Raw genomic sequence first — 25,762 nt, 5'->3', positions numbered from 1 at the left:
CGGGCTCCTGGCCCCATCAATCCGGCAACCCAGCTGCTCCTAATCGCTCGACATACAAAGACCCCTGGGGCTCCTTGAACGGACAACGGCGCGCATAGTCCGATACTCTGAAGCCGGGCAGGATGTTCTTATGGTGCTGCGAAACCTGCCGCGCTTCCTCCAGGCGACCAACCGCGACGAGGCTTGCGGCGAGGACGCGCGCGGCGTTTCCAAAACGCGGGCTGAGGGTCAAAGACTTCTTCGACCAGCGAATGGCATCGTCAAACGTTCCGTTCAGATAATGATTTTGGCCGAGCAGGCAGAAATTGAAAAAGGCCTGTTGGCCAAGTGGTGAATGCCGGATGGCGCGCTCCGCACGGGCAATTCCTGTTGAAGCATCGCCGATGAACCCGGGGGTCCCGCTCCCGAACACCCATGCCCACGAATTGCTGGGGGATATGGCAAGAGCCCGCTCACACAGGTCCAATCCGCTGTCGTAGTCACGAAAGAACATGCTCTTGCCGTGCCCCTGTATCGCGAGCGCGAGAGCATTTTGCGGGTCTCTTTCGATGGCACAATTGGACAGCCGGATCACGTCGGCCGAATCCGCATCGAAATCCGACGACCACCCCTCCGCGATCTTGAAATTGTGCCACTTCGCAGCGAACGCGTACGGCGCCGCGTATTCGGGGTCTTCCTCGCTGGCTTTCTCGAGCAGCCCTTTGGCGCGCGAGAAGCTCGCGAAATCGAATTTGTAGAGCAGCTCAAGCGCCCGCAGGAGATAGTCATACGCATTGAGGCTCTTCGGCGGCTTTCGCAGCGCCCGCTTGATCTCCGCGCGACGCACATAGGCGGCGATCTTCTCAACGACACCAATGGCGATCTCGTCCTGGACTTCGAAAACGTCCGCGAGGTCCGTGTCGTATTTCTCGGCCCACACCACGGAGCCAGTCGCTACATCGACCAGCTCAACCGAAAACCGGAATCGCTTGCCCGATCGGCGAACGTGACCGCTGACGTAATAGCGAACGCCAAGCTTCTCGCCGATTTCGACGGGATCGATCTCGCGCTGACGAAACGGCATCGTCGACCCGCGAGACACCACCAGAAGCTCCTGAATATTACTCAGGCTGACAATGATGTCTTCGACGAAGCCTTCGGCAAAATAGCTGTCGTCGACCTCCGAAGAGCTGTTCGCAAACGGAAGAACGGCGATCGAGGGCAGTTTGGTTCGTCTCGAGGATTTGGTGGAAGCGCCGATCACCGTGCGGCGGTCCACTCCCGGCGAGAGCAGGAGAAAGGCATGAACCGGCCGCGACAGGTTCTTGAGATGAAGCTCACCCAGGTCGTCAAACTTGAATTCGCTCAGATCGGCGACTACTCGCAAAAGGGCCGACGACACCACAACGCCGCCCGCGGGAGCGACAGACTGCAAGCGTGCTGCGATATTGACGCCATGGCCGTAGACATCGTTCAGATCAAAGATGACAGGCTCCCAATGGACGCCGATGCGAAAGGCTATGCGGCGCTCGGGAGGTTGCAAGGTTTCAAGCCCGGTGACTTCACGCTGCAACTCGGAGGCACAGCGAAGGGCATCGAGCGGGCTCTCGAACACCGCGACGAAGCCGTCGCCGGTGTTCTTCACGATCTCGCCTCGTCGACCGATCAAGGCGGGATCGATGACGCTCACGCGAAGAGCCCGATAGCGACTATGCGTCTCGACCTCAGCAGCTTCCATAAGTCTGGTATAGCTGACGACGTCCGCCACGAGGACGGCGCGGAAAGGTCTTTCGAATTCGAGGATCGTACCGACTTGGGAATTAAAGTCCTGTTCGGCAGCACCAACCAACCTCGCACCACTGTCGTTGGCGGTGTTCGGCGACGACGGGGGGACGCTCGTAGGCTCCGACTTCATTGATCCCTCAGCGGCGAATAAAGCCTCTTGCCGAGCAGAGTCTCGTCGTTGAACCAATCTGCAACACGCTAAACGCAATTCGGTTGAGGCGCTACCAAAATCACCCGAATGGCTTGGAGCGGCAGCGCCACAACAAGTCGCGGCGGAGAGTAAAAGGGGTTCTTCGGATTACCTCATCTTGGCGATGAGCGGCTCGCACTGGAATAAGGCACCCAATCAATGCACTCTACCTTTCGAATTCCTTTTGAATTCCTTATGTATTCCTTTTGAATTTCGACAGCATTCGCGAATTTCCACTTGCGCCGGGCCCCGACATGGAAGCCCTCGCGCCGGGCGCGATGGCAAAAGGTCGCGCCGACCGCTTCAACCGCCAATACACTTTGCTGCAGCTATGCAACTGTTTTGCCCTCAGGCGTGTCGACCCCATCTGTAGAGTGGATAGCGAAGGTCGCGGGAAGGCCGAAGCGCACCGATGAGGCCACAGGCCTCATGCGCGACGCGTCCAGATGGCGCCACACTTAAATCGGGACGCTGATATGCGGCATGCCTTGCATCGCGCCTCCGATGTTGACGCGGGCTGGTGCGGGTTTAAGTACGACGACAAATCTTGCAGGGGTGGCGACGTTCGCTGGGCTGATTCCCGTTGACGCCACCAATGCAGGACACATGACGACCTCGCCTCACGCGACCTCGCCCCGCGCCTCAGCGCCCCCTCACCTCGCCATCGTCCTGTTCTCGCTCGCGATGGGTGGCTTTGCGATCGGAACCACCGAATTCGCATCGATGAGCTTGCTGCCGTTCTTCGCTGCCGACCTCGGGATCGACGAGCCGACCGCGGGGCACGCGATCAGTGCCTACGCGCTCGGCGTGGTGCTGGGCGCGCCGCTGATCGCCGTGCTTGGCGCGCGGTTCGCCCGGCGCACCCAGTTGCTGGCCCTGATGGCCGTGTTCGCGCTCGGCAACGCGCTCACCGCGCTCGCGCCGGGCTTCGGCTGGATGATCGCGGCGCGATTTCTGTCGGGATTGCCGCATGGTGCCTATTTCGGCATCGCCGCGCTGGTCGCGGCCTCGCTCGTTCCGCAGCACCGCCGTTCGCAGGCGATCGGCCAGGTGATGCTCGGCCTGACCTCTGCCACGATCATCGGCGTGCCCCTGGCCAATCTGATCGGCCAGGCGGTCGGCTGGCGCGCGAGTTTTGGCTTCGTGTCGGTGCTGGCGTTGATCACGGTCGTGCTGTGCGCCCTGTTCGCGCCGCGCGATGCGGCCGGCCGGTCCGACCCGCTGCGCGAGCTCGGTGCGCTCCGAAACGGCCGCATCTGGATCACGCTGGCGATCGGCGCCATCGGCTTTGGCGGCATGTTCGCCGTCTATACATATCTCGCGACGACGCTGATCGAGGTCACCAAGGTCAGCACCGCGGTCATCCCGTTCTTCCTCGCCGTGTTCGGCATCGGCGCCACGCTCGGCAATCTGTTCGTGCCGCGCTTTGCCGACCGTGCCTTGATGCCGACGGCAGGCGTCATCCTGCTGTTCGCCGCGGTCGCGCTGCTGCTGTTTCCGCTTGCCGCCGGCAATCCCTGGCTGCTCGCGGCCGACGTCTTCGCGATCGGCGCCAGCGTCTCGCTCGGCGCCGTCCTGCAGACGCGGCTGATGGACGTCGCGGGAGACGCGCAGGCGCTCGCTGCTGCGCTGAACCATTCGGCGTTCAACACCGCCAATGCTCTCGGCCCGTTCCTGGGTGGCATCGCCATTCGCGAGGGGCTCGGCTGGACCTCCACCGGCCCGGTCGGCGCCGTGCTCGCACTGCTCGGCTTCCTGATCTGGATCGTCGCCTGGCGCGACGCCAGGTCTGTACCGGTCGCGGTCACCGCGAGCAGGCACGCCGCTCCGCCGGCGAACGCGCCCGCGCGCGCGGCGCCGCCGCTGGCGCCGGATCACCGCAGCCGCGCGAGCGACCCGGTGGCTTGAGCGGCAGCTCAGCTTTGCCAGGGCGTGTTGCGGATGCGCGTACACACGTTTGGCTTGTGGAAGCTGGGATCGTGATCCTGGATATAGTCGAAATTGACGGTCCCGAATGTCGTCTGCGGCTTCTTCAGCGCTGAGCAGGTCTGCACCTTCAGAAACTCGTTCTTGAAATCGCCGCGCGGGAACGCAGCGATCACCTGATCGCGCTGCTCCGGCGTGTACTCGTCATATCCAACGGCCCCGACGTCCACCACAACTCCTGCCCTCGTGAGGGCGATTTCCGGTCTCATATATTCCGGAATACCGGGTGTGGTGTGCAGCGCAATCGCCTCCCAGACCAGATCGGCCTGCGGCTCGGCGATGCCGCGTGCCCGGAGAAAGTCCCGCGCGGCGTCGGCACCGTCGACCTCAAATCGCTTTGTTTCGGTGTGGTAGTGATCGACCAGGCCGAGGTCGTGAAACAGCGCCGCGACATAAAGCAACTCGGAATCGAATTTCAGCTTCTGACGCAGCCCCTTCATCGCGCCGAACACGTAGACGCGGACCGAATGGTTGAACAGCATCTCGTCTTCGTAGCTGCGCACCAGCTCGGCGGCCTCGCGCGCCAGCTTGCTGTCGGGAATTTTCACGCCGGAAATCACGCTCGTCATTTTCTAACTCCTGCCTTGCATTGACGTCGGCCGATGCCGTTCGTGGCCCGTCAGGCTGTCTTCTCGACGGCGGCCTGCGGCGTCTTACGGAAGCTGATCGCCATACGATTATACGTGTTCATCAGGCCGATCGCGATGGTGAGATCGACGAGTTCGCGCTCCTCGAAGACCCCGCGCGCGGCTTCATAGGCCTGATCCGGCACGCCGGTATCCGCGACGCGGGTCACCGTTTCGGCCCATGCGAGGGCGGCGCGCTCGCGCGCGTCGAACAGATTGCCGGCTTCCTCCCACGCCTGCAGCAGAGCGAGCTTTTCGATCTTCACCCCGCTCTTGAGCAGATCGCGCATATGCATGTCGAGGCAGTAGGCGCAGTTGTTGATCTGGGATACGCGCAGATAGACGAGGTTGATCAACCCCGCAGGAAGATTGCTCTGCATGATGTAGCCGTACACGCCGCCCAGCGCTTTCACACCCGCCGGCGCGATACGGTCGTAGTCGAGACGCCCTGTCATTGTCCTGCTCCTTGATGATCAATGCCCGGCCCTTGTCTCCGCCATAAATGGCCCTGCCCTGGTCCACAAAAAAGCACCAAGAATGCACGAAAATCGTGTACCAAGGGGCATGACCAAACCGCTGCGGCTCGAACTGGATCGATCTGCGAAGACGCCGCTGGCCGAGCAGATCCATGGGGGCATCAGGGCCGCCATCGAGAACGGCGTGCTCGCACCCGGAGCGCGCCTGCCCTCCTGGCAGGATCTGGCAGCCCAGCTTGGCGTCGCGCGGGGCACTGTGCGCGCGGCGTATGAAAAGCTGTCCTCCGCCCAACTGATTGTCGCGTCACGCGCGACCGGCACGCATGTCGCGGATCGGCCGTCCTTTCCCGTTCGCAAGGACAAAGCCCCGGCTCCCGGCTCGTTCATGGAGATGTACCAGGAGCTCACGGCGGGGCCGGCAATTTTCCAGATGGGCGTGCCTGCGCAAGAGACCTTTCCTGCGACGCTGCTCTCAAGGATGCGCGCGCAGGCGGTTCGCGCCGAAATGAGCGCGCCGGCGATCTATCCGGATCCGCGCGGCGAGCTCGACTTGCGGCGCGAGATCGCAGCCTACCTTGCGCTGGCGCGCGGGATCGCGTGCGCGCCGTCGCAGATCATCATCACCAGTGGTTTCAGCGGCGGCCTCGGATTGGCGCTCCGTGTCCTCGGCCCCGAGCCAAAGACGAAGGTCTGGGTGGAGAATCCGGGCTTTCCCTTCACGCGGCACGGTCTCGCGCTTGCAAGACTGTCGATCGCGCCGATCCCGGTCGACGCTGACGGCATCGATGTCGATTACGGCGTGAAACATGCTCCCGACGCGGCGCTGGTTGTCGTGACGCCCGGACAGCAGGCGCCACTCGGATCCACATTGTCGCTGACGAGGCGTTCGCGCCTGCTCGACTGGGCCACCCGACGCAAGGCGTGGGTGATCGAGGATGACTATCTCAGCGAGCTTCAGCTCAAGGGCCGGGCCACGCCGGCGCTTGCCTCGCTCGATCGCGCGGGCCGCGTCATCCACATCGGCTCTTTCAGCAAGACCGTGACCCCTGCCTTGCGGCTCGGCTTTGTCGTTGCACCGGCGGCTCTGGCGGCGCGATTTGCCGAAGCCGCGGCTTGCCTCGCACCGGCGCCCGGGCCCGCGGTGCAGCTCGCGACCGCCGATTTCATGAGCGAGGGCCATTATCTGCGGCATCTCCGGCGCACGAAGCGGGTCTACGCCGCGCAAGGCGATGCATTGCTGAAACAGCTTCGGACGCGCACCGCGAACGTTGCGCTTGCCGGATTGGCAGCGGTCCTGCGGCTGCCGGATGGAGCGCCCGATCTCGCCATCGCCAGGGAAGCGGCATCGTTCGGACTGGCGCCTACCCCGCTGTCGCTGTGGTATGCGTCAACGGCTTCGGCGCGCCCCGGTCTGTTGCTGGGTATCGCCACATCTCCGCAAAAGCGGATCGAGGCTTCCTGCGAGAGGCTCTTCGAAATCATCGATCGTCTGACGTGACGAACGCTGTATTTCGAGACAGCACGATGTGCCGCCCGGCCGAATAAACGCGGGCCGGCATGCCACCGAAAGTTGTAAGCGCGCCGATCATCATGTAACATCGACGTCTATCCTCACCGCGCGTGGCCCAGTCGTTACATGCTTGCCCGTATTTTGTTTCTCGTGGCCATGCTGCTTCCATGCGCGCTGCATGCCGAGGAAACGCCGGCCGAAAATCCCGGATTTGCGCATAGGCTGACGATCTATCTTGCCAAGGGGGCACCGGACGCGTGCGGGCCGGGCTGCGACCGCTGGATCGCCATCGAGGGCGAGATCGATGGGGACGCAAGCCAGCGCATTCGCCGCTTCCTGGCCGGCGTCAAGGACACCCAGCGTCCGATCTACCTTCATTCGCCCGGCAAGAACGTGGAGCAGTCCTACGTCATCGGCCGGCTGCTGCGCAGTCGCAAGGCGGTCGCGCGGGTCGGTCGGACGATCGCGACGGCGTGCGCCGCCGGCACACAGGTGGACGCCGCATGCCTGAAGACCAAGGCCGCAGGCGGCGAGGTCGAGGCGGAGCTCACGACCTACCATGCGATGTGCAACTCGGCCTGCGGTTACCTGTTTCTCGGCGCGACATCACGCGAGGTCGCTCCCGACGCCGCCCTGGCGGTCCATAACTCCAGGCTGGTCCTCGTCTTTCACGGGCATCCGGCGCCGCAGGCGGTCGCGGAATACAGGCAGCGCCGGATCGCGAACGCCGACCGCGACCGCGCTGCGTTCATCGCGGCGATGGGGATCAGCCGCGCGCTCGACGGTCTCATCCGTATCGTGAAGTTCGAAAACCTACATATGCTGACGCGAGCCGAGCTCTATCGTTTCGGAATCGACACGCGACCGTTTGCCGAAGGGATGTGGAGGCTGGAGAAGGCAACGCGGCCGTTCATCAGCAAGATCGCGGTGATGAAGAAGGAAAGCGGCTCTTCGTTCCGGACGATGGAGTGGCGCATGTTTTGCGAAACCAGGAATCGCGTGCCGCTGCTGTTCGCGGGCGAGATCGACGAGGCGAGCGTCGGCAAAAGTACGATCATGATGACGGCGGACTCCGACAAGGACCAGGAGGCCGGCGGGTTTCCGGTGCGAGCCGCGAAGTACGAGATGTGGAGCGGCAGCATCGACCCTGACATGGTCAAGGCGATCATCGCGTCCCGCTCCCTCCATGTCCGGCGGACCACGCCGATGCCGGACGAAAAGGTGGACGTCGCGAAATTCGACATCGACCTGACGGGCCTGGCGTCGATGCGGACGCAGCTTGCGGCGGCGTGCTCGTCGGTCGACGCCAAGCCGAAAGGTCCCTGGCCGGCAAGCCCTTGGCCAGCAACTCCGCTGCCGAACGTCACCGCGCCGCCCTCGGCCGTGCCGTCGCCGTAAGCGCAGGAGCGCCCGATCCTTGTTGGGCGCGCACCGGCAACCTCCTGCCGTTCATCCCTCCGGCACCCCGGCCATGCGCATGCCCTCATACACACGCTCGCGCCCGGCGAGATAAGCCGGATGGTCGCTCGTCACGCGGCCCCGGTAGCGGCGGAGAGTGAAGGTCGGATTGAGCACAAGGCCGGCCTGTGCGGCGGCCCGCGCCTCGTCCGGTGAGCCGAGCAGCGACAGCGCAGCGGCGAGATAGTAATGCGGGAGGGGATGATTTCGGTTGGCCTCGATGCTCCGGCGCAGCCAGGCAACCGCTTCCACGTCGGCGCCGAGAAACAATTTGGCGAGACCGACAAACATGAACCACCGGTAGGCGTAGGAATCGCGAGGAGAGAGGCGAAGCGCCTCGCGGATATGGGCCTCGGTCTCGCTACTGCGACCGAGAAAAAACTTGGCGAGACCGATGAAGGCATGAGCGTCGGCCAAATTGTGATCCAGTGCCAACGCCCGCTCGCATTCAGCGATGGCTCGGGCCGGGTTGCTAAATGATTGGACCAGACCCAGGATGCTACGGGCCCGAGCATGGTTTGGCGCAAGGGACAGAGCCTTGGTTGAGGCTGCCTCGGCCGCCGCCAAGTGCGCTTTCCAGTCGTCGGTGACAAGATTGGCCCCAAGCGCCGCTTCAACCCGCGCCGAGCCGACCAGCGCCTCGATATTGTCGGGATCGAGTGCCAGGGCGCGGTCGAAAAAGGCCTGCGCTTGCGTCATGTATTGCGGGGTCGTCCCATTGTTCTCGTAAGCCCAGCCCTGGAAATACAGGTCCATTGCATCGGGATGGGTTGAACGTTCCGCTCGCCGCGCTTCAACCTGAATGAGCTGGGCATTTAGCGTGTTTGCGAGCCGCGATACGATCTCGTCCTGCATGTCGAACAGGTCGGCGACGGGTTTCTCGAACCTCTCGGCCCATAGGTGATTGCCGGTTTCGGCATCGATCAGCTGAACATTCACCCGAAGCCGATTGCCGCCTCGTTGCACGGAACCTTCGAGCACATAGCGGACTTTCAACTCGCGTCCGACTTGCTTTACATCGACGGCTTTGCCTTTGAAGGTGAAAGCGGTGTTACGCGCGATCACGAATGAGCCACTGATGCGCGAAAGGTCCGTGGTCAGGCTGTCGGTCACGCCATCAACGAAATAGTCCTGCTCGGGATCGCCTCCGAAGTTCGCGAACGGCAGTACGACGATGGAAAGGCGTGGCGCAGGAATCGACATCGCAACTGTCGCGGCATCGGACCGATCTGGATCAGCGGTACCCTGAAACTGTTCACCAGAATCGGCTGTGGGCGCCGCGTCTGCGGACCTCTGCACTTCCTGCACCGTTCCAACGAAACGGAAGCCCTTGCGCTGCAGGGTTTTGATGAGACGCTGTTTTTCGCCGGAATCGCCAATCACACTCCGAGCGACGTTCAGCCGCGTCGTCAGTGCCGCATCGGACACGACACGGCCGTTCCAGATGGTCTTGATGAGGTCGTCCTTGCTTACGACCCGTTCCCTGTTGCGGATCAGGTAGTCGAGCAGGTCGAACACCTGCGGCGCAACCGAGACCACGTGCGCCCCGCGGTAAAGCTCGCGAAGGTCGGTGTCGAATGCGTACTCGTCGAAGAGATACCGCAAGCTGGCAATTCCCTGGGTGGCTTTCCCCCGTCGAACTCTCGCGCCGGTTGCAGCGCAAGAATAAGCCGGCGGTGAAGAGAATGTAAGCAGAATGTCAAGAGCGCCCGCCCATGGCCTGCTACCATCCTCGGGACGGCACAATTTGCTCAGGAAGCAATCCATGAGCACGACCAACGGCTTGCCGTACCGCGCAGCAGTGCCCCGAGCAGCGGCTCAGGATTCAACGTAGGGCCGTCCGCTTGAAGGACTGGCAGCAACGCCACGACGCGCGTCCTCGGAATACAAACATGATGGAGACCGTGATGGCATTGAAGATCACGCGCCGCGCCTTCATCGCAACCGGCGCAGCCACCATCGCTTTGTCGTATCATGATAGCGGGTGGACGCAGACCTGGCCCTCCCGGCCGATCAAGATTGTTTGCGCCTATCCCGCCGGCGGACTTGCGGACACCCTCGCGCGCGTCTACGGCGAATACCTCTCCCAGAAGCTCGGCCAGCCGGTGATAGTTGAGAATAAGGCGGGTGCCAGCGGTTCGATCGCTGCAGCAGCCGTGAAGCAATCGCCACCGGACGGTTACACGTTACTCCTCGCCATCACCGCAACTCTGGTGCAAAGCCGCGTGCTATTTAAGACTTTGCCATACGACGCCGACAAGGACTTCGCGCTCATTTCCAGCATGTCGGCAGGATATCTGCCATTGGTCGCCTATAAGGCGACCAACGCCACCAATTTAAAGGAGTTCGTCGAATACGCCCGCAGGAACGTGACCAACGTCGGGACCTTCGGCGCAGGCTCCTACCCTCATATCGTCGTTGCAGAGCTCAACAAGCAGTACGGGCTGCAGATGAAAGCCGTGCACTACCGCGGCGAAGCGCCGATGTGGCAGGACCTCGCGGCCGGCGTGCTCCAGGCGGCGATGGGGAGTTACGCCAATGCCGTCAACGCGCTGGAATCCGGAGTTGGGAGGGCAATCGCCGTGCAGACGAGGACGCGGAGCAGAAAGCTTCCCGACGTTCCCACATTCTTCGAGCAGGGTGCCGAGTCCGAGCTCTTTGCTATGACCGGTTACGTCTTTCTTGCCGGTCCCATCGGCATGCCGCAGGACATCGTGGAGCGTGTTTCCGGCCTGATGGTAGAAGCTGGCAAGACCGACAAGATACAGAAGCTGCTCGACTCGTACGGCATCGATGAGTCCGCTCAAGGACATGTCGCGTTCAGAAAGCTGTACGACAGCGAAACGCCTCCTTTGTTGGCTGCCGTGAAGGCATTGGGGCTGACGCCTGAATAGCGTGCGGATGCCGGCGCCCGTCCGCCTTGCAGATCGCCGCGGGCCACGAGCGGACCTGTGCGCCACCGGCTGAATGGATGAACCCGTCACCTCAAGAGAACTCAGGGAACAAGCACCGCTGGCATTAGTCCTGTCGGCAGCGGTACAAACTGATTCTGCTGCCCCCGAGCCATCGCCAGGATCGCCAATGCAATTGCGAGGACCGCCAAGAGTCTGGCCATCAATCAAATCCGCTGAAGATCTTGTTGGTACGTACGAGATGAGCTTGGCTTTGCGCTCCTTTGGAAAGGCAACCGTTCGACAGCGACTTGGATCGACCGGTCACACTCAATACATGCATGCTGAAGTAATCAGCACCGTGAACATGTCGACGTCGAACTCGTTCTCCAGGCTAAGCCCGAACCGCTCCAGCCATTTATCCTGAGCCAGGTAGGCCAACTTCTCTCGCGCCTGTGGGCAGACAAATTTGAGCCCTCCAACATTCTGAAGGTGATGGACCATTTCGTGTACCAGGACCGATTGATCGGCTGGCGAAGTGCCGCCCCAATCATCAGGAAGCAGGATCGTTCTCGTCTCGTTGTCGTAAAGTGCAACGACCTCGCGCTGAGCTAGTTGCCCATCGCTTTCCATGAAGCCTTGCGAAGAAGTACGGTCCCTTGCACGCAACCTCGCAAGCTCCATCTTCGACGCAAATTCAACGACGGGACGCTGCTTGATGGCAGGCAGGTCGAAATTCGATGAGAGCCAAGTCACAATGTCATCCAACAGGGCTTCCGCAAGTTGAGCTGCATCAGAATGCAACGAAACCGAACGCGACTCGGCGGACGCGCCGCGCTCCAAAGCATATTCGCAATCGGCTTTAGAGGATGTGGCTAACGTTAGGGAGGCTATCGCCGCGACCAAGAGGAATTGCTTGAACATGACCCTCTCCTCAGAGGCTGTCCGAAAAAGACACTCTTCAAAAAATCAGTCGGCAATTGAATGGCTGGAACATAGCATTCGCCTGGCCATGTCGTTGTGAACCCATTCACACCCAAAGAACTCACAACGCCGCCGGTCACCGAACATGCGGGCGAGCGGCGTGCCTCGTACTTCACCGGGACACCGGCCGGCCGTTCAGCAGACGACGGAACCACGTCGCTAGGGCGTGGTAGCGGACGTGGGCGCCGGGCAAACCGTTCAGAAGACGTTGCTGCCTTCGGCATCCCGAACTGCAGCAATCGAGGCCGTTCGCGGCTGCTGGAAACGAACCTAGTTCGTCTTGACGAACTTGTACGTCCCCTTCTTGTGGCCAATGACCTGACTGATGCCATCGAAGTTGCTCTTGAGAGGGTCGATGGTGACGACGAGCGCGGCCTGGAGACCTTCGAATTTGCCGGTCCCACCCGTTATGTTGCAATTGTTGGGGGATGCGGGCATCCAGTCGCATTGCTCGAACAACTGGTCGCCGTCCTTGTCGACGTAAGTACAGAACCCGTGAATTTCGGCGGTCTTCGCAGACGGATCCGTCAGGCGGCTGAGCTGACAACGTCCACCCATGTTGTTGAGTACAGGATTTCCCGCCTCGTTTGAGGCTGCCATGGCTTGGTTCATGACAGCAAATTCTCTGCCGCCGCCGATCGCCATCGGCTTGGGAGCAGGAATCGGCGTCGCGGTGAATATGACCGAGACGGGGCCCTCCGGCGGCATGCTCTGAGCCTGGACACTCGTCGTTGCCAGAACCGATGCGACTGAAAGCAATGCGAGGCTTGCGTGCAAAATGGCCATCGTTGACTCCCTTTGAGGTGGCGCAGAGAACGATTGCGGGCAGAGCAGGCTATGCCTTGAGTTATTTTGCGGCCTGCTGCGGCTGGGGCGGCGGCGGTTTGGGGACCGACGTGAGCATGCGAATCTTCCATTGCCCGTCTTCACGAACATCGAGAGCGGTCCAAACAACGGTGAAGTCTATAGGAGCGCCTGTCTCGCTGTTGCCGGTAATGCGAGATTCGCCGGTGACCAGAGCCATGCTTTCTGACAATGACTGAACCTCGGTCGTCTTGACCTCGAGGCGACTAACTCCCGCCTTGAAAGCGTTCTCATAGTATCTGGCATTGTCCACGACGCCGTCTTCCGTCACACGCATATAGTTCTTGGTGTAAAGCGAAGTAATCCCGGCAGCGTCCTTGTTGCTGAAGTACTGCTCGTATGCTGAACCTATCTTTCCAAGTTCTTCCTTGAGATTTTGATCTGACGCAGTCGCAGGAATTGCCGATAGTAACAGCGAGATACAAACAGCTCCGAATCCGCGCATGATGTCACTCCCTACTGTTGACGCCGCTCCAGACGAGACTTGAGACGAGGCCTGCCTCCATCCCCGTGAACTCCCGACGCCGCTGCACTTGAGCCGGCAGCCTCGTTGTTCTCCATGGACAGGAAGTCTCCCTTGATCTGACGCAAGGAATTTTTCTCCGCAGTCAGCGCTGCTCGAAACTTGGTTGTTCGTCTTCATGGTGGCAGCAGAGCGGCCGCGATTCCGCCGCTAAGGTCAGGCGGCCGCACGAAAAGAAAACGGGAGGTCGCCGGTATTTCAGCGTCATCTCGGCCGTCCTGGCCGATCAGGATCAATCCGGCTCCGCCATTTGCCACGTTGAGAACCACGGGCTCTCCGCTCCACGTCTTGATCGGCTGCATTCCCACGATGAGGAATTCACCCATGGGCTGATCGAGATATTGAAGGCGCAATTGCGGACCGACCTCCGCTGCCGCAAGTTCAAAGCCAAGTTGCCGGGCCCGCGCGTAAACGACGGCCAGAGGCACGCTATCGGTTTTAAAGCCGAGCTGGACCGCGGATACCGCCAAAAGCTCCACGTCCATCTTGTTAGAACTGACGGTAAATGCCGGTCGAGCGAGAACTTCCGCGGCCAACCCGCCGATATTGCAACCCACGGCATCCAATGCATTGCGCAACGCGAAGGAGTTGCCAAAAGTGCCGACCGCAATCGTCTTCCAAGTCGGAACGTCGCGGGCGGACCCGATGAGTTTTTGCGGCAAATCAACTGCACGAACTTTGCCGAGTTTCAGTTGATTCTGTAACACGTCGCGCGCCGAGCATTGTCCCCACGCCCTGGGCGCGAACTGAAACAAGGAAGCGGCACAGAGCAATGCAACCATCAAGCAATGGCTGCCCCACCTCGCGTTCAGATGGTGATGTGGTGCGGCACGATCCGCGTGGCTTGTCAGTATGCACATGTCGAAGATCGACTTACTGCAAAATTCAACTGAAAAAAGCCCGCCTCCGAGTCAATGGGAAGAACGGAGGCCAATGAAAAACATCGTCCGACCGCACTCAAAAGGGGGGCCGGAGGCGGGACACGATTGGCTCAACTATTCCAACTTCAAATAAACGGGCGGCGGTCCGTAAGCCCGATCGCCCGCCGCATCAAACCGAAACGGAATGACGTGCTCAAACGTAGCACCACGAGTCCCTCGGTACAATCAGCAACTCCGCCCACCAGCGTGCATTGCGATCACTCGATCGCGCTTCGCCGCGAACACCACTCTGAGGCCGCAGTCGTTTGTCATAGGTCACAAGCCGCGACTGTTCGCCGCAAGCTCATCGGCGACAATCGCGCGATCGCGCCATCGCGCGTCCGTCGGCCGCGCCCTCGCCCGCATCGCCACTCCGTATTTCACCGGGCAACGTGACGATCCCTGTGCCTATCACAATCGACCGCGCGCAGACGCCGGAGTATTCATCGAGCTATTCTCGGCAGATGGGCTCACATCGTCAGCGTCCGACCTCAAGACGATGAATCATCGGATGAAGAGCTGCTCCATTTCGAGCACACGAGGTTGCAATCCAATGACGATCCGGCGCTGAAGCTCGTCATCTAAACGCCGGTCTCGGGCGTCGGCTCAAGATCGCCTGGCGTCCGCTTTTGAGGGCCAAGCGGAGCGCAGCGATCCGTCAGAGCAACGCCGCTCGTGACCCGTCGGCGGACGTCCCTTGATCTAGATCAACCAGAACGCGGGGCTTCGCCGCTTAGCTGGCTCATCCTCCTTTGCCTGAGTTGGAAGGAGATAGGAAAACACCCGCAGTGGGGCACTACATCGCCCCACTCGGCCAATGCAGCGAATTTTCAGGAGTACCCTTATGCAAAAGCATCTGTTGTCGCTTGCTGCGATCCTGTCGGGTTTGAGTCTCATCGTATCGACATCGACCCCGAGCGCCGCTCAATCGATTTCTGCGGAAGAGGCACAAGCGATCGCTGCAGAGGCGTATGTTTACTTCTATCCGCTTGTGACGATGGACCTGACGCGCAAGCAGCTCATCAATTCCGATCCCAAAACTGCGGCAATAGGCGGCCCTCCCAACACGTTCGACAATATCCAGGCCTACCCGACCGCAGACATGAAGGCGGTGGTGCGGCCCAATTTCGACACGCTGTATTCGAGCGCCTGGCTCGACCTAACCCGCGAACCCATGGTCGTTTCGGTTCCTGATACCGGTGGCCGCTACTACCTGCTGCCGATGCTCGACATGTGGACCGATGTGTTCGCGTCGCCGGGATGGCGTACGACAGGCACCAAGGCAGCGAATTTCCTGGTCGTGCCGCCGGGCTGGAACGGAAACGTGCCGGCGGGCTTCGCGCGTATCGACGCGCCGACGCCTTATGTCTGGATCATCGGCCGCACCAAGACCGATGGTCCTGCCGACTATGCTGCGGTTCACGAGGTACAGAAGGGGTACAAGATCACACCGCTATCTGGATGGGGTAAGCCCCCGGTCGCCGTGACACAGACCATCGATCCCAACGTTGACGTCAAGACGCCGCCGAAGCTGCAAGTCGACACGATGGCAGGCGATAAGTTTTTTGCCTATGCGGCGGAGCTATCCAAAGTCCACCCGCCACACATCACAGATGAGCCGATCATCGCGCGCATGGCGCGGATAGGTCTCGAACCGGGCAAGAACTTCGATATGACCAAAGCCGATGCCACGGTACGGAAAGCTATCGAGGATGCGCCGGCTCAGGCGCAAAAACTGATGGCATGGAAAATCCCAACGCTGGCACGCGTCGCAAATCACTGGTCCATGAACACGGACACGATGGGCGTTTACGGGAACTACTACTTGAAGCGCGCGATCGTCGCGCAGCTCGGACTCGGCGCTAATCTGCCGGAGGACGCGATCTACCCGAACAGTGTTGGCGATGAAAACGGCAAGCCGCTCGACGGCGCAAACAAATACATCGTCCGCTTTGCCAAGGACGCGGTGCCGCCGGTCGAGGCATTCTGGTCAATCACCCTGTATGACGATGAAGGCTTCCAGGTTGCCAATCCACTCAATCGCTTTGCGGTGAGCAGCTGGATGCCGTTCAAGCGCGACGCCGACGGATCGCTCACGCTCTACGTCCAGAATGACAATCCGGGCGGCGATCGCGAAGCCAACTGGCTGCCCGCGCACAAAAGCCCGTTCAACCTCACCATGCGTCTTTATGCGCCAAAGTCGGAGGCATTGACCGGCGTGTGGAATCCACCCGCCATCAAGCGGGTCGATAGTGAAACCGTTGGCCGGCAGCAATGACAATGCCAAGGGAGCCCGGCTGGGCAAGGCACGCGCGGCGCATTTAAAGCGCCCGAGAAGGGGCAGAGTTGATTCCGCTCGCGAAGCCTGAACCAGGATCACGCCGCCGAAGACGAACCTTCATCGAGATCGAACGGGAGGTTCGCTCCTCAAACGTCGCTCGATACATGCCTCTTGGACAGTTTACACAGCTATGGAGGTAGCCCATGCCGATCGTTCAATTTACTCGCTTCAAAACCGACAAGGTCGAGGAAACGGTCCAGATCATCCGGCAGGCGAAGAAAATCTTTGAAAAACACGGTGCCGAGTTTCTTCGGCTCTCCCGTTTCCACACCGGTCACTGGGCAGGAGAGTTGCTGGTTACGACGCGCTACTCCAATTGGGAAGTCTACGGCAAGGTGCAGGAGGCCGTGGCAAAGGACCCGGAGTTCGCGCAGCTGCAGGCTGATGGAATGAAGATTGCCGAACTGCAGGGCCGCAACATCGCCGTCAGCATCGATCTCTAGTCGGGGCGCCGCCCCGCAAACCACAATAAGCGCGGAGGCCGCCGGACATATGCCGGTGGCCTTCCCGATCTGATGACTGCGTTCTACGCCCCGACCGGCGTATAGATCACGAGCTTCAGCGCGGGATCGTCGTTGGCCTGAAAACTCGTGTGCTCGAAATGGAGCACGCCCAGAGTTGGATGAGACATCGTCTTGAGGCCCGAGGCGGTGCTGCGTATCTCGTGGGCTTCCCACCATTTGACGAATTCCGGGCTGCCCTGCCGCAGCCGTGTCAGCAACTCCGCAAAGGCGGGATCGCCGGCCCAGACGTCGTGGGTGGCGCGAAACATCGCGACCATGCGCTTGGCGACCTCCGCCCAGCCCGCGCCGTAAGCCTTGCGCGTCTGCTTGTTGGTCATCATCAGGAGCATCGTGTTGCGATCCTCCTCCGGCAACCGGCCGAACGCAAAGACCTGCTCGGCGGCCTCGTTCCAGGCCAGCACGTCCCAGCGCCGCCCGGTGATATAGGCCGGATGCGGCAGGCTCTCGATCAGCCGCAGGATCGGCGGCGGCACGATCTCGCGCGTGAAGGTGCGCCTGTCGCCGTCGCGCGCCAGGGCCTTCAGGTGCGCGTGCTCGGTCTTGCTGAGGCGAAGTGCGCGCGCCAACGCATCGACGGTGGTGATCGAGGGGCTGACGGTGCGGCCCTGCTCGAGACGGATGTACCAGTCGACACCGATGCCGGCGAGCTGGGCGACCTCCTCGCGGCGCAGGCCCGCGGTGCGCCGGCGGCTGCCCGTGGGAAGACCGACCGTCTTCGGCGTCAGCTTTTCGCGGCGGGACCGCAGGAAGTCGCCGAATTCGATGCGGCGCGGGTCGGCCATGATGTTGTGCTCCGATAGAGGGCCCTTGTAATACTAGGATAATACCAGGCCTTCCTGACCTTTCCAGGGCGGCGCATATGCCTTTTCACCCGACTTTGAGGTGAACATCATGAAAGCTGCAATACTCAAATCCTTCGGATCGCCGCTGGTGATCGAGAATGTGCCGGAGCCGGTGCTCGGCACCGGCGAGGTCATCGTCGACGTCGTCGCCACGCGCGTCCTGTCCTACATGAACGAGGTTTTCAGCGGCGAACGAAACTACGCGCTCGACCTGCCGATCATCCCGGGTCCCGGCGGCATCGGCCGGGTGCGCGCGATCGGCCCGGACGCGACCAAGCTCGCCGTTGGCGACTGGGTGTTCTGCGACCCGACGGTGCGTTCGCGCGATGACATCGTGGCGCCCGATATCGCCCTGCAAGGGCTCACGGCCGCCGGCCCCGGCGGTATGCGTCTGCAACGGCATTTTCGCCACGGCTCCTATGCCGAGCGGATGCGCGTGCCGACCGAGAATGTGAAGCGGCTTGGCGCGATCACGTCCGCGGAAGCCACGCAATGGTGCGCGCTGGGCACGCTGCTGGTGCCCTATGGCGGCTTCCTCGCCGCCAACCTTCAGCCCGGCGAGACCGTGCTGGTAAGCGGCGCCACCGGCAATTTCGGCAGCGCGGCCGTCTCGGTCGCGCTTGCGATGGGCGCGGCCTGCGTGGTCGCGCCCGGTCGCAACGACAGGATTTTGGCCGACCTCGTCCGCCGCTTCGGCGATCGGGTGAAGCCGGTGAAACTCACCGGCAACGAGAGCGACGACTGCGAAAGCATGAAGCGCGCCGCACCGGGGCCGATCGATTGCGTGTTCGACATCATGCCGCCCTCGGTCAGCACGACCGTCGTACGCGCGGCGATCATGACGGTACGCGCTTACGGCCGCGTCGTGCTGATGGGCGGCGTCGGCATGGCGGGCGGCGCGGGCCTCGATCTGCCCTACCCCTGGATCATGCGCAACTGCATCAGCATCCACGGCGTCTGGATGTATCCGCCGGATGCAGCGAGCCGCCTGATCGCACTGGTGCGCGCGGGATTGTTGCGGCTCGACGAATACGCGACGACGGATTTCGACCTCGACCACGTCAACGAGGCGGTGGAACACGCCGCGGCCAATGCGGGACCGTTCAAATTGACGGTGATCAGGCCGTAACGGCCCCTCCGCTGCGGCGATGCGCCGTCGCAGCCGATAGGTCCGACATGTCAAATGGCTGAAAGGCGTCACCCCGATCGCAGCCGGCCCGGGCCGGCTACTGTGCATGGGGTTATTTTCGCAGTTTTTATTATTCGAGCTCGACGACCTGGCCGTTCGACAGCGACACGCGCCGGTCCATGCGGCCGGCGAGCTCCATGTTGTGGGTCGCGATCAGCATGGAGACCTTGGTCGCCTTGACCAGCTGCATCAGGGCCTGGAAGACGTGATCGGCCGTGTGCGGATCGAGGTTGCCGGTCGGCTCGTCCGCGAACAGCACGCGCGGCGCGTTGGCGACCGCGCGCGCAATCGCGACGCGCTGCTGCTCGCCGCCCGACAGTTCCGCGGGCCGATGGGTGATGCGGTCGCCGAGGCCGAGATAGCCAAGGATCTCCTTGGCGCGCTTGACGCTCTCCGACTTCTTCAGGCCGCGGATCATCTGCGGCATCATCACGTTCTCGAGCGCCGAGAACTCCGGCAGCAGCCGGTGCGACTGGTAGACGAAGCCGATATCGGTGCGGCGGAGCTGGGTACGCTCGATGTCGGGCAGCTGCGAGGTCGGCGCGCCGTTGACGTAGACCTCGCCGGAATCGGGCGCCTCAAGCAGCCCTGCGATGTGCAGCAACGTCGATTTGCCCGAGCCCGACGGTGCGACCAGCGCCACCGATTGCCCGGCCCACAGCGCGAGCTTGGCGTTGTCGAGGATCGTCAGCGGCACCTCGCCCTGCAAGTACTGCCGCTTTATCTCGTGGAGATAAATGACCGGTACATCTTCCGCCCCCTGCTGGCTCTCCATCAGCCCCTCACTCGTACCGCAGCGCTTCGACGGGATCGAGGCGCGCGGCGCGCCACGACGGGTACAGCGTCGCAAGGAACGACAGCGTCAGCGCCATGATGACGACCGCCGTGGTCTCGCCGACGTCGATCTCGGCGGGCAGCTTCGACAGGAAGTAGAGCTCCGGCGAGAACAGCTCGGTGCTGGTCAGCCAGGACAGGAATTGCCTGATGGACTCGATGTTGAGGCAGATCACGAGGCCGACAAAGAAGCCGACCAGCGTCCCGACCACGCCGATCGAGGCGCCCGTGATCAGGAAGACGCGCATGATCGAGCCTTGCGAGGCGCCCATCGTGCGCAGGATCGCGATGTCGCTGCCCTTGTCCTTCACCAGCATGATCAGGCCGGAGACGATGTTGAGCGCGGCGACCAGCACGATCATGGTCAGGATCAGGAACATCACGTTGCGCTCGACCTGGAGCGCGTTGAAGAAGGTCGAGTTGCGCTGCCGCCAGTCGACCAGGAACACCGGCCGGCCCGCGGCCTCCGTCACCGCCTTGCGGAAGGCGTCGATCTTGTCGGGGTTGGTGGTGAACACCTCGATCGAGGTGACGTCGTTGCTGCGGTTGAAATAGGCCTGAGCTTCAGCCAGAGGCATGAACACGAAGCCGAGATCGTATTCGGACATGCCGATCTCGAACACCGCCACGATCTTGTAGGGTTTTATGCGCGGCGTCGTGCCCATCGGGGTGACCGCGCCCTTCGGCGCCACCAGCGTCACGCTGTCGCCGGCATGCAACGAGAGCTGGTCGGCCAGGCGCCGGCCGATCGCGACCCCCTGCCCGTCGTCAAAGCCCTCGAGCGAGCCCTGCTTGATGTTCTTGGCGATCGAGGTGAGGTTGTTGAGGTCGTCGGAGCGGATGCCGCGCACCAGGACGCCCGAGGCGTTCCACGGCGAGGACGCCAGCGCCTGGCCGTCGACCACGGGCGCTGCCAGCCGGATGCCCTGGACCTGGCTGAGGCGGTCGGCGACGTCCTTCCAGTCGGTCAGCGGCGATTCCAGCGGCTGCACCAGGATGTGGCCGTTGAGGCCCAAAATCTTGTCGAGCAGCTCTTTGCGGAAGCCGTTCATGACCGCCATGACGATGATCAGCGTCGCCACGCCGAGCATGATGCCGAGGAAGGAGAACCCGGCGATGACCGAGATGAATCCCTCCTTGCGGCGCGCCCGCAGATAGCGCGCCGACAGCATCCACTCGAATGGCGCAAAAGGCGCGGTTTGCTTGGTCTCGGTCATGGTCTCATCCATCGCTCGATAATCCCATGATTCGGGGTCAATTGTGGCCGGATTGGCGGCCGCGATATCGCGCGATGAACAATATTCAGCCGACCAGCCGGGCGACCGCGTCCGCAGGCGACATCGTCTCGCGGGAGCCGTCACTGCGCTTCTTGATCTCGACCTTGCCTTCGGCGAGGCCCTTCGGCCCGATCATGATCTGCCAGGGGATGCCGATCAGGTCGGCGGCGGCGAATTTGGCGCCGGCGCGCTGGTCGGTGTCGTCGTAGAGCACGTCGACGCCCTTGGCGGTGAGCTCGGCGTAGAGCTTCTCGCAGGCCGCATCGACCGCGGCATCGCCCTGCTTGAGGTTGAGAATCGACACGCGGAACGGGGCCACCGCCTCCGGCCATTTGATGCCGGCATCGTCATGGCAGGCCTCGATGATGGCGCCCAGCAGGCGCGAGACGCCGACGCCGTAGGAGCCGCCATGGATCGGCACATCGACACCGTCGGGGCCCGCAACCAGTGCCTTCATCGCATCGGAATACTTCGTGCCGAAATAGAAGATCTGCCCGACCTCGATGCCGCGGGTGTTCACCCGCTTGTCCGCAGGCACTTCCTGCTCGAAGCGCGCGGCGTCGTGCACGTCTTCCGTCGCCGCATAGACCGAGGTCCATTGCTTGATGATTGGTGTCAGGTCGCTGTCATAGTCGACGTCCTCGCCCGGCACCGGCAGGTCCAGCACGTCGCGATTGATGAAAACGCCGGATTCACCGGTCTCCGCAAGTACGATGAACTCGTGGCTGAGATCGCCGCCGATCGGGCCGGTCTCGGCGCGCATCGGGATCGCCTTCAGCCCCATCCGCGCGAAGGTGCGCAAATAGGCGACGAACATCTTGTTGTAGGAGATCCGCGCAGCCGCCTCGTTGAGGTCGAAGGAATAGGCGTCCTTCATCAGGAACTCGCGGCCACGCATCACGCCGAAACGCGGACGCTGCTCGTCGCGGAATTTCCATTGGATATGATAAAGGTTGAGCGGCAGGTTCTTGTAGGACTTGACGTAGGCGCGGAAGATCTCGGTGATCATTTCCTCGTTGGTCGGCCCGTACAGCAGCTCACGCTTGTGGCGGTCGGCGATGCGCAGCATTTCCGGGCCGTAGGCGTCGTAACGGCCGCTCTCGCGCCAGAGGTCGGCCAGCTGGAGCGTCGGCATCAACAGTTCCAGCGCGCCGGAGCGGTCCTGCTCCTCGCGCACGATCTGCTCGATCTTCTTCAGCACGCGGAAGCCAAGCGGCAGCCAGGCATAGATACCGGCCGCCTCCTGCCGGATCATGCCGGCGCGCAGCATCAGCCGATGCGAGACGATCTCCGCCTCTTTCGGATTTTCCTTCAGGATGGGCAGAAAGAATCGCGACAGCCGCATGGCAATACTCTGGGAATCAGTGATCGCCTGCAGTGAAAGCGGATTGGGAACGAAAACACAAGACCGGGAATGAGGAAAAGCCGCTAAGGCGACGAAATTCCTGTCATTTTTCCGTTGCCTTCAGGTTCAGCATGAACTGCACCGGCGCGCTTTAAGGTAGCCCCAGATCGAGCTCGTCCTCCAGCGTGACCTTCTCGAAATCGGTCACCAGCGCGTCGATCCGCACATGCCAGCGGCCCGCGAAGGGAAGCTCGACCTTGCGCACGTGCCAGTAGCCGTCCGGCTCGAGCGAGGCGCCCCGCTCCATCGGCTCGATGCCGCGCTCCGGCAGGCTCAGGGTCAGCGTCACCTCCTTCGCGATCAGCGGCGTGGCCTCGCCGGTCATGAGCTGGAGCACGAAATCGTCGACGCCGGGTTTCCCAGGAGACACCAGAACCTGGAACATCGCCTTGTCGCTGTGGATGTGGATCGCCAAAGGCGTCTCGGGAATGATCGTCCGCGGCGGCGGGGTGAAGCGCCAGCCGGCGACGACGGCAAGGATGGCGAGTGCGATCGCGCCTTCCAGCAGGATCGAGCGCTTGAGCGCGGGCGTCCCTGTCTCGTCCCGGGCCAGGGCCAGGGCCGGTGTCAGCCTGAACCGATTGAGCGCGGCAAGGGCCAGCAACCCCGTGACCAATGCAAGCTTGATCGAGAGGATGAGTCCGTAGCGGGTCTCGACCAGCGCGACCGGCTTTTCGAGTTGAACGATCGCGAGTGCGAGGCCGGTCAAGGCCAGCACGCCGACCGCCAGCGCAGCGATGCGGGAAAAGCGGTTCACGACGGGGAGCGTCGCAGTCGTCGGCTTCGACACCAGCGCGACCAGCGGCGCGAGAGCACCGATCCAGATGGTGACGCCGAGGCCGTGGAGAAAGATCGCCGGCCGGGTCAAAGCCTCCGGCGGGGCCGTTGCGGCGTGCCCGGTCATGGCAAGCGACAGGCCGACGCCGACCAGCGCGATGATCGCAAGAGCGCGCGCGTACCATGCGCTGCGCAGCGCCATCAACGCGAACAGCATCGCAGCAATCGCAACCAGCAGCGCGGGGCCGGCACTGGTCGCGAACGCGACTTTCCAGGGGGCGGCCGTCGCGAGAGCCGCTGGCGGCAGCCCGAGAAGATCCAAGCCTAACACCCCGAGAGAGACAGCGGCGCTCGGAATGCCGATGGCGAGCGCTACGCGTGGAACGGTCATGCCCGTCGTCGACCACGCAACCCAGCGCGCAAAGAACACGCCTCCGACACCGACGAACAGCCCGAGATAAAGACCGACCCGCGCAAGCCAGATCAGCACGTTCAACCCGCGATCGGCATTGGCGGGAGGTTGCGTCCCCGTCGGCATGCCGATCGAGAAGATCACCGATCCCGCGACGGGATGGCCGTCCTGCGAGATCACGCGGTAGCTGACGACCGCAGTGCCCTGCGGCAGGTCTGGCGGCATCACGACCGAGATCGTTTCGCCCGACGCGCTGACGCGCGCATCGTCCCGCGCCCTGCCCGCGCCGTCGATCAAGCGGATTGCACCAGGCGTCACCGCCTCGTTGAAGCGCAGCTCCACCGCCTTCGGCGCGCTCGCAAGCATGCTGCCGCTCGTCGGTTCGACTGCGACCAGCGCCGCATGCGCAGACGCGCCGGTCGTGAAGCCGACAACGCAGAGGAGCGTCGCGAGCGCGGCGAGAAAGCGCATCAGGGCTTTGGCAGGAGCTTCACGCCCGGTGCCGGCGACTTGCCCTCATGCGAATGCCCTGCCCCGTCCGCCGGGATCTCGATCCAGCGGCTGACGCCGGTCTCGCACTCCTGGACGACAGGGAAATACAGCGTCGTGTTCGGCTTCAGGCTGTCTGTCAGGAAGCTGCTGATGACGAACTCGTCGTAATTGTGGTCCGGCAGCTTGCCGCCGGACCAGGCGACCTCCCTGACGCCGGAGGCAAGCTTGTTGCCGTGATAGTCGTATTCATTGGCGTACTTGCCTTCGACGACATCGACGCTCCAGCCCGCCTTCGGCATCGGCTTCACCGCAATCACGCCTTCCGGAATCTGCACCCTGATCTTCACCGTGGGCGAACCCGCGCAGCCGTGAGGCACGGCGAAGACGGCCTTGTAGTAGGAACCAACCGTCGCCTGCTTGGTCTCGAGCGTGATATGCGCCGATGCAGGCGGCACGGCCAGCGCGGCGGCGATCAGGAACAGGCAGGATTTCTTCGACATGTTTGGCCCCTTCGACTTCGTCATTTGATCAGGATCGGCGATTCCACGTTGACATGATCGGCCTCGGAGATCGAAATTCCGAGACCCAGCATCCAGCGTCCGGGCGTCAATTGCGCGACCTTCACGTGCCAGCCGTCCTCGCCGTCGCGCGAAGCCTCGACCGGCGCGAGCTTCCGGCCGGACTGCGTGTCCACGAGCGTCACCGACACGGCTTTGGCCGTGAGTGGCGTCTCGTCCGTGGTTTCGAGCTGGATGGCGATCTCGACCGGGCCGGCGCGGCCCGGCGAGACCGTGACATTGGCCATGGCCTTCTCGGTGTGCAGGTGCGTGAAAAAGCTGTCGTCGTCCGTCGCCGCCGCAAGCGGTGTGGCGGCAACCGACAGCAACGCAGCCATCGCGAGCGCAAGGCCTGTGAGGGATCGACGCGAGGTCATCGGAGACTTGATCTGTTTCATCACATCTTCATTCCCGAATGATCCGGCATTTTCTTCATCATGTGCCCGCCGTCACCGGGCGCCTGCGCACCGACGCCCTGGACGTCGAGGGAGACGGCGACCTTGCCGGCCTTCTCGAATTCCAGCGTCACCGGTACCTTGTCACCCTGCTTGAACGGACCCTTCAGCTCCTGGAGCATCAGATGATTGCCGCCGGGCGCGAGCTTCACCGTCTTGCCGGCATCGATCACGAGCCCCTTGTCGAGCGGACGCATCTTCATCACACCGTTGTCCATCGCCATCTCATGGACCTCGGTCTTCCCCGCGATGTCGGCGGAAACGCTGACCAGCCTGTCCGCCGTTGTCCCCTTGTTCTCGATGGTGAGATAGCCGCCGGCGACCTTGGCGCCGCCCGGCGTCGCCCGGCTCCAGGCCTGCGAGATGACGAGATCGCCGGCCTTGACGTCCTCGGCCGCCGCTGGTGCTGCGCAGAGTGCGAGAGCGAACGCTGCGAGCAGCACATCTTTCAACATGGTCTTCATA

23 protein-coding genes are annotated in these 25,762 nt (G+C 62.5%); 7 read left to right on the top strand and 16 right to left on the bottom strand.

From position 1 onward, the window contains the following. Window positions 1-16: 16 nt before the first annotated feature. The gene (locus AB7Z56_RS20435; protein WP_441256406.1) at window positions 17-1,894 is read right to left on the bottom strand and encodes an adenylate/guanylate cyclase domain-containing protein; all 1,878 of its coding nucleotides are present in this window, start codon (window positions 1,892-1,894) and stop codon (window positions 17-19) included. A gap of 666 nt (window positions 1,895-2,560) precedes the next feature. On the opposite strand from AB7Z56_RS20435, the gene AB7Z56_RS20430 reads away from it, so the two are divergent. Continuing rightward, on the top strand, window positions 2,561-3,862 hold the full coding sequence (locus AB7Z56_RS20430; protein WP_283016663.1) for an MFS transporter: 1,302 nt from the start codon (window positions 2,561-2,563) through the stop codon (window positions 3,860-3,862). Between the two features lie 8 nt (window positions 3,863-3,870). On the opposite strand, the gene AB7Z56_RS20425 is transcribed toward AB7Z56_RS20430, so the two are convergent. Together AB7Z56_RS20425 and AB7Z56_RS20420 are read right to left on the bottom strand one after the other, a co-directional pair. Continuing rightward, complete coding sequence (locus AB7Z56_RS20425; RefSeq protein WP_166341989.1) at window positions 3,871-4,509, bottom strand: HD domain-containing protein; 639 nt, start codon at window positions 4,507-4,509, stop codon at window positions 3,871-3,873. Window positions 4,510-4,559: 50 nt separating this feature from the next. Beyond that, a complete protein-coding gene (locus tag AB7Z56_RS20420; protein WP_259257335.1) occupies window positions 4,560-5,021 on the bottom strand; it encodes a carboxymuconolactone decarboxylase family protein in 462 nt (153 codons plus the stop codon). 109 nt (window positions 5,022-5,130) lie between these two features. On the opposite strand from AB7Z56_RS20420, the gene pdxR reads away from it, so the two are divergent. Both pdxR and AB7Z56_RS20410 read left to right on the top strand, forming a co-directional pair. Next, on the top strand, window positions 5,131-6,540 hold the full coding sequence (pdxR, locus tag AB7Z56_RS20415; RefSeq protein ID WP_283016664.1) for a MocR-like pyridoxine biosynthesis transcription factor PdxR: 1,410 nt from the start codon (window positions 5,131-5,133) through the stop codon (window positions 6,538-6,540). A 138-nt stretch (window positions 6,541-6,678) separates the two neighbouring features. Beyond that, complete coding sequence (locus tag AB7Z56_RS20410) at window positions 6,679-7,950, top strand: hypothetical protein (protein WP_283016665.1); 1,272 nt, start codon at window positions 6,679-6,681, stop codon at window positions 7,948-7,950. A 51-nt stretch (window positions 7,951-8,001) separates the two neighbouring features. Here the strand turns inward: AB7Z56_RS20410 and AB7Z56_RS20405 are convergent, their stop codons facing one another. Continuing rightward, window positions 8,002-9,615: a winged helix-turn-helix domain-containing tetratricopeptide repeat protein gene (locus AB7Z56_RS20405; RefSeq protein ID WP_283016666.1), complete on the bottom strand. Its 1,614-nt coding sequence runs from the start codon at window positions 9,613-9,615 to the stop codon at window positions 8,002-8,004. Between the two features lie 287 nt (window positions 9,616-9,902). Between AB7Z56_RS20405 and AB7Z56_RS20400 the strand changes: the two genes are divergently transcribed. Next, complete coding sequence (locus AB7Z56_RS20400; protein WP_283016667.1) at window positions 9,903-10,904, top strand: Bug family tripartite tricarboxylate transporter substrate binding protein; 1,002 nt, start codon at window positions 9,903-9,905, stop codon at window positions 10,902-10,904. A gap of 327 nt (window positions 10,905-11,231) precedes the next feature. On the opposite strand, the gene AB7Z56_RS20395 is transcribed toward AB7Z56_RS20400, so the two are convergent. The 4 genes from AB7Z56_RS20395 to AB7Z56_RS20380 form a co-directional block, all read right to left on the bottom strand. Continuing rightward, a complete protein-coding gene (locus AB7Z56_RS20395; RefSeq protein ID WP_283016668.1) occupies window positions 11,232-11,825 on the bottom strand; it encodes a DUF6647 family protein in 594 nt (197 codons plus the stop codon). Window positions 11,826-12,155: 330 nt separating this feature from the next. Beyond that, window positions 12,156-12,671: a hypothetical protein gene (locus tag AB7Z56_RS20390; RefSeq protein WP_354077680.1), complete on the bottom strand. Its 516-nt coding sequence runs from the start codon at window positions 12,669-12,671 to the stop codon at window positions 12,156-12,158. Between the two features lie 61 nt (window positions 12,672-12,732). Continuing rightward, the gene (locus AB7Z56_RS20385; RefSeq protein ID WP_283016670.1) at window positions 12,733-13,194 is read right to left on the bottom strand and encodes a YybH family protein; all 462 of its coding nucleotides are present in this window, start codon (window positions 13,192-13,194) and stop codon (window positions 12,733-12,735) included. A 194-nt stretch (window positions 13,195-13,388) separates the two neighbouring features. Beyond that, entirely contained in the window at window positions 13,389-14,054 is a 666-nt protein-coding gene (locus AB7Z56_RS20380; protein ID WP_283016671.1) for a hypothetical protein, read from the bottom strand. Between the two features lie 982 nt (window positions 14,055-15,036). Between AB7Z56_RS20380 and AB7Z56_RS20375 the strand changes: the two genes are divergently transcribed. Both AB7Z56_RS20375 and AB7Z56_RS20370 read left to right on the top strand, forming a co-directional pair. After that, complete coding sequence (locus AB7Z56_RS20375; protein ID WP_283016672.1) at window positions 15,037-16,470, top strand: DUF1254 domain-containing protein; 1,434 nt, start codon at window positions 15,037-15,039, stop codon at window positions 16,468-16,470. Between the two features lie 206 nt (window positions 16,471-16,676). After that, window positions 16,677-16,976: a hypothetical protein gene (locus AB7Z56_RS20370; RefSeq protein WP_063983013.1), complete on the top strand. Its 300-nt coding sequence runs from the start codon at window positions 16,677-16,679 to the stop codon at window positions 16,974-16,976. A gap of 83 nt (window positions 16,977-17,059) precedes the next feature. Here AB7Z56_RS20370 and AB7Z56_RS20365 read toward each other — a convergent pair whose 3' ends face one another. After that, entirely contained in the window at window positions 17,060-17,839 is a 780-nt protein-coding gene (locus AB7Z56_RS20365; protein WP_283016673.1) for a helix-turn-helix transcriptional regulator, read from the bottom strand. A 109-nt stretch (window positions 17,840-17,948) separates the two neighbouring features. Between AB7Z56_RS20365 and AB7Z56_RS20360 the strand changes: the two genes are divergently transcribed. Further along, window positions 17,949-19,028, top strand: a complete 1,080-nt coding sequence (locus tag AB7Z56_RS20360) for a zinc-binding alcohol dehydrogenase family protein (RefSeq protein WP_283016674.1) — start codon at window positions 17,949-17,951, stop codon at window positions 19,026-19,028. A gap of 130 nt (window positions 19,029-19,158) precedes the next feature. On the opposite strand, the gene AB7Z56_RS20355 is transcribed toward AB7Z56_RS20360, so the two are convergent. From AB7Z56_RS20355 to AB7Z56_RS20325, 7 genes are all read right to left on the bottom strand, one after another. Then, window positions 19,159-19,863 (bottom strand): ABC transporter ATP-binding protein, encoded by a 705-nt coding sequence (locus AB7Z56_RS20355; RefSeq protein WP_028153958.1) that lies wholly within the window; start codon window positions 19,861-19,863, stop codon window positions 19,159-19,161. Window positions 19,864-19,870: 7 nt separating this feature from the next. Continuing rightward, window positions 19,871-21,151, bottom strand: a complete 1,281-nt coding sequence (locus AB7Z56_RS20350) for a lipoprotein-releasing ABC transporter permease subunit (protein ID WP_014494909.1) — start codon at window positions 21,149-21,151, stop codon at window positions 19,871-19,873. Between the two features lie 73 nt (window positions 21,152-21,224). Beyond that, complete coding sequence (gene proS / locus AB7Z56_RS20345) at window positions 21,225-22,544, bottom strand: proline--tRNA ligase (protein WP_283016675.1); 1,320 nt, start codon at window positions 22,542-22,544, stop codon at window positions 21,225-21,227. Between the two features lie 151 nt (window positions 22,545-22,695). Continuing rightward, window positions 22,696-24,264: a copper resistance CopC/CopD family protein gene (locus AB7Z56_RS20340; RefSeq protein WP_283016676.1), complete on the bottom strand. Its 1,569-nt coding sequence runs from the start codon at window positions 24,262-24,264 to the stop codon at window positions 22,696-22,698. Then, window positions 24,264-24,785 (bottom strand): YcnI family copper-binding membrane protein, encoded by a 522-nt coding sequence (locus AB7Z56_RS20335; RefSeq protein ID WP_283016677.1) that lies wholly within the window; start codon window positions 24,783-24,785, stop codon window positions 24,264-24,266. The genes AB7Z56_RS20340 and AB7Z56_RS20335 overlap by 1 nt, the downstream gene beginning before the upstream one ends. Before the next feature lie 20 nt (window positions 24,786-24,805). After that, window positions 24,806-25,240: a hypothetical protein gene (locus AB7Z56_RS20330; RefSeq protein WP_283016678.1), complete on the bottom strand. Its 435-nt coding sequence runs from the start codon at window positions 25,238-25,240 to the stop codon at window positions 24,806-24,808. Beyond that, a complete protein-coding gene (locus tag AB7Z56_RS20325) occupies window positions 25,240-25,761 on the bottom strand; it encodes a copper chaperone PCu(A)C (RefSeq protein WP_063983006.1) in 522 nt (173 codons plus the stop codon). The genes AB7Z56_RS20330 and AB7Z56_RS20325 overlap by 1 nt, the downstream gene beginning before the upstream one ends. Window position 25,762 lies beyond the last annotated feature (1 nt).

This window comes from Bradyrhizobium sp. 482_C4_N1_8 (genome assembly GCF_052075965.1).
In the GTDB taxonomy this organism is placed as follows: domain Bacteria; phylum Pseudomonadota; class Alphaproteobacteria; order Rhizobiales; family Xanthobacteraceae; genus Bradyrhizobium; species Bradyrhizobium barranii.
This window is presented reverse-complemented; position numbering and strand designations above follow the sequence as displayed.

Excerpts from the sequence above, each read along its gene's own strand:
- AB7Z56_RS20435 (WP_441256406.1), bottom strand. The coding sequence starts at position 1,894 with ATGAAGTCGGAGCCTACGAGCGTCCCCCCGTCGTCGCCGAACACCGCC.
- AB7Z56_RS20430 (WP_283016663.1), top strand. The coding sequence starts at position 2,561 with ATGACGACCTCGCCTCACGCGACCTCGCCCCGCGCCTCAGCGCCCCCT.
- AB7Z56_RS20425 (WP_166341989.1), bottom strand. The coding sequence starts at position 4,509 with ATGACGAGCGTGATTTCCGGCGTGAAAATTCCCGACAGCAAGCTGGCG.
- AB7Z56_RS20420 (WP_259257335.1), bottom strand. The coding sequence starts at position 5,021 with ATGACAGGGCGTCTCGACTACGACCGTATCGCGCCGGCGGGTGTGAAA.
- pdxR (WP_283016664.1), top strand. The coding sequence starts at position 5,131 with ATGACCAAACCGCTGCGGCTCGAACTGGATCGATCTGCGAAGACGCCG.
- AB7Z56_RS20410 (WP_283016665.1), top strand. The coding sequence starts at position 6,679 with ATGCTTGCCCGTATTTTGTTTCTCGTGGCCATGCTGCTTCCATGCGCG.
- AB7Z56_RS20400 (WP_283016667.1), top strand. The coding sequence starts at position 9,903 with ATGATGGAGACCGTGATGGCATTGAAGATCACGCGCCGCGCCTTCATC.
- AB7Z56_RS20395 (WP_283016668.1), bottom strand. The coding sequence starts at position 11,825 with ATGTTCAAGCAATTCCTCTTGGTCGCGGCGATAGCCTCCCTAACGTTA.
- AB7Z56_RS20390 (WP_354077680.1), bottom strand. The coding sequence starts at position 12,671 with ATGGCCATTTTGCACGCAAGCCTCGCATTGCTTTCAGTCGCATCGGTT.
- AB7Z56_RS20385 (WP_283016670.1), bottom strand. The coding sequence starts at position 13,194 with ATGCGCGGATTCGGAGCTGTTTGTATCTCGCTGTTACTATCGGCAATT.
- AB7Z56_RS20380 (WP_283016671.1), bottom strand. The coding sequence starts at position 14,054 with ATGGTTGCATTGCTCTGTGCCGCTTCCTTGTTTCAGTTCGCGCCCAGG.
- AB7Z56_RS20375 (WP_283016672.1), top strand. The coding sequence starts at position 15,037 with ATGCAAAAGCATCTGTTGTCGCTTGCTGCGATCCTGTCGGGTTTGAGT.
- AB7Z56_RS20370 (WP_063983013.1), top strand. The coding sequence starts at position 16,677 with ATGCCGATCGTTCAATTTACTCGCTTCAAAACCGACAAGGTCGAGGAA.
- AB7Z56_RS20365 (WP_283016673.1), bottom strand. The coding sequence starts at position 17,839 with ATGGCCGACCCGCGCCGCATCGAATTCGGCGACTTCCTGCGGTCCCGC.
- AB7Z56_RS20360 (WP_283016674.1), top strand. The coding sequence starts at position 17,949 with ATGAAAGCTGCAATACTCAAATCCTTCGGATCGCCGCTGGTGATCGAG.
- AB7Z56_RS20355 (WP_028153958.1), bottom strand. The coding sequence starts at position 19,863 with ATGGAGAGCCAGCAGGGGGCGGAAGATGTACCGGTCATTTATCTCCAC.
- AB7Z56_RS20350 (WP_014494909.1), bottom strand. The coding sequence starts at position 21,151 with ATGGATGAGACCATGACCGAGACCAAGCAAACCGCGCCTTTTGCGCCA.
- proS (WP_283016675.1), bottom strand. The coding sequence starts at position 22,544 with ATGCGGCTGTCGCGATTCTTTCTGCCCATCCTGAAGGAAAATCCGAAA.
- AB7Z56_RS20340 (WP_283016676.1), bottom strand. The coding sequence starts at position 24,264 with ATGCGCTTTCTCGCCGCGCTCGCGACGCTCCTCTGCGTTGTCGGCTTC.
- AB7Z56_RS20335 (WP_283016677.1), bottom strand. The coding sequence starts at position 24,785 with ATGTCGAAGAAATCCTGCCTGTTCCTGATCGCCGCCGCGCTGGCCGTG.
- AB7Z56_RS20330 (WP_283016678.1), bottom strand. The coding sequence starts at position 25,240 with ATGAAACAGATCAAGTCTCCGATGACCTCGCGTCGATCCCTCACAGGC.
- AB7Z56_RS20325 (WP_063983006.1), bottom strand. The coding sequence starts at position 25,761 with ATGAAGACCATGTTGAAAGATGTGCTGCTCGCAGCGTTCGCTCTCGCA.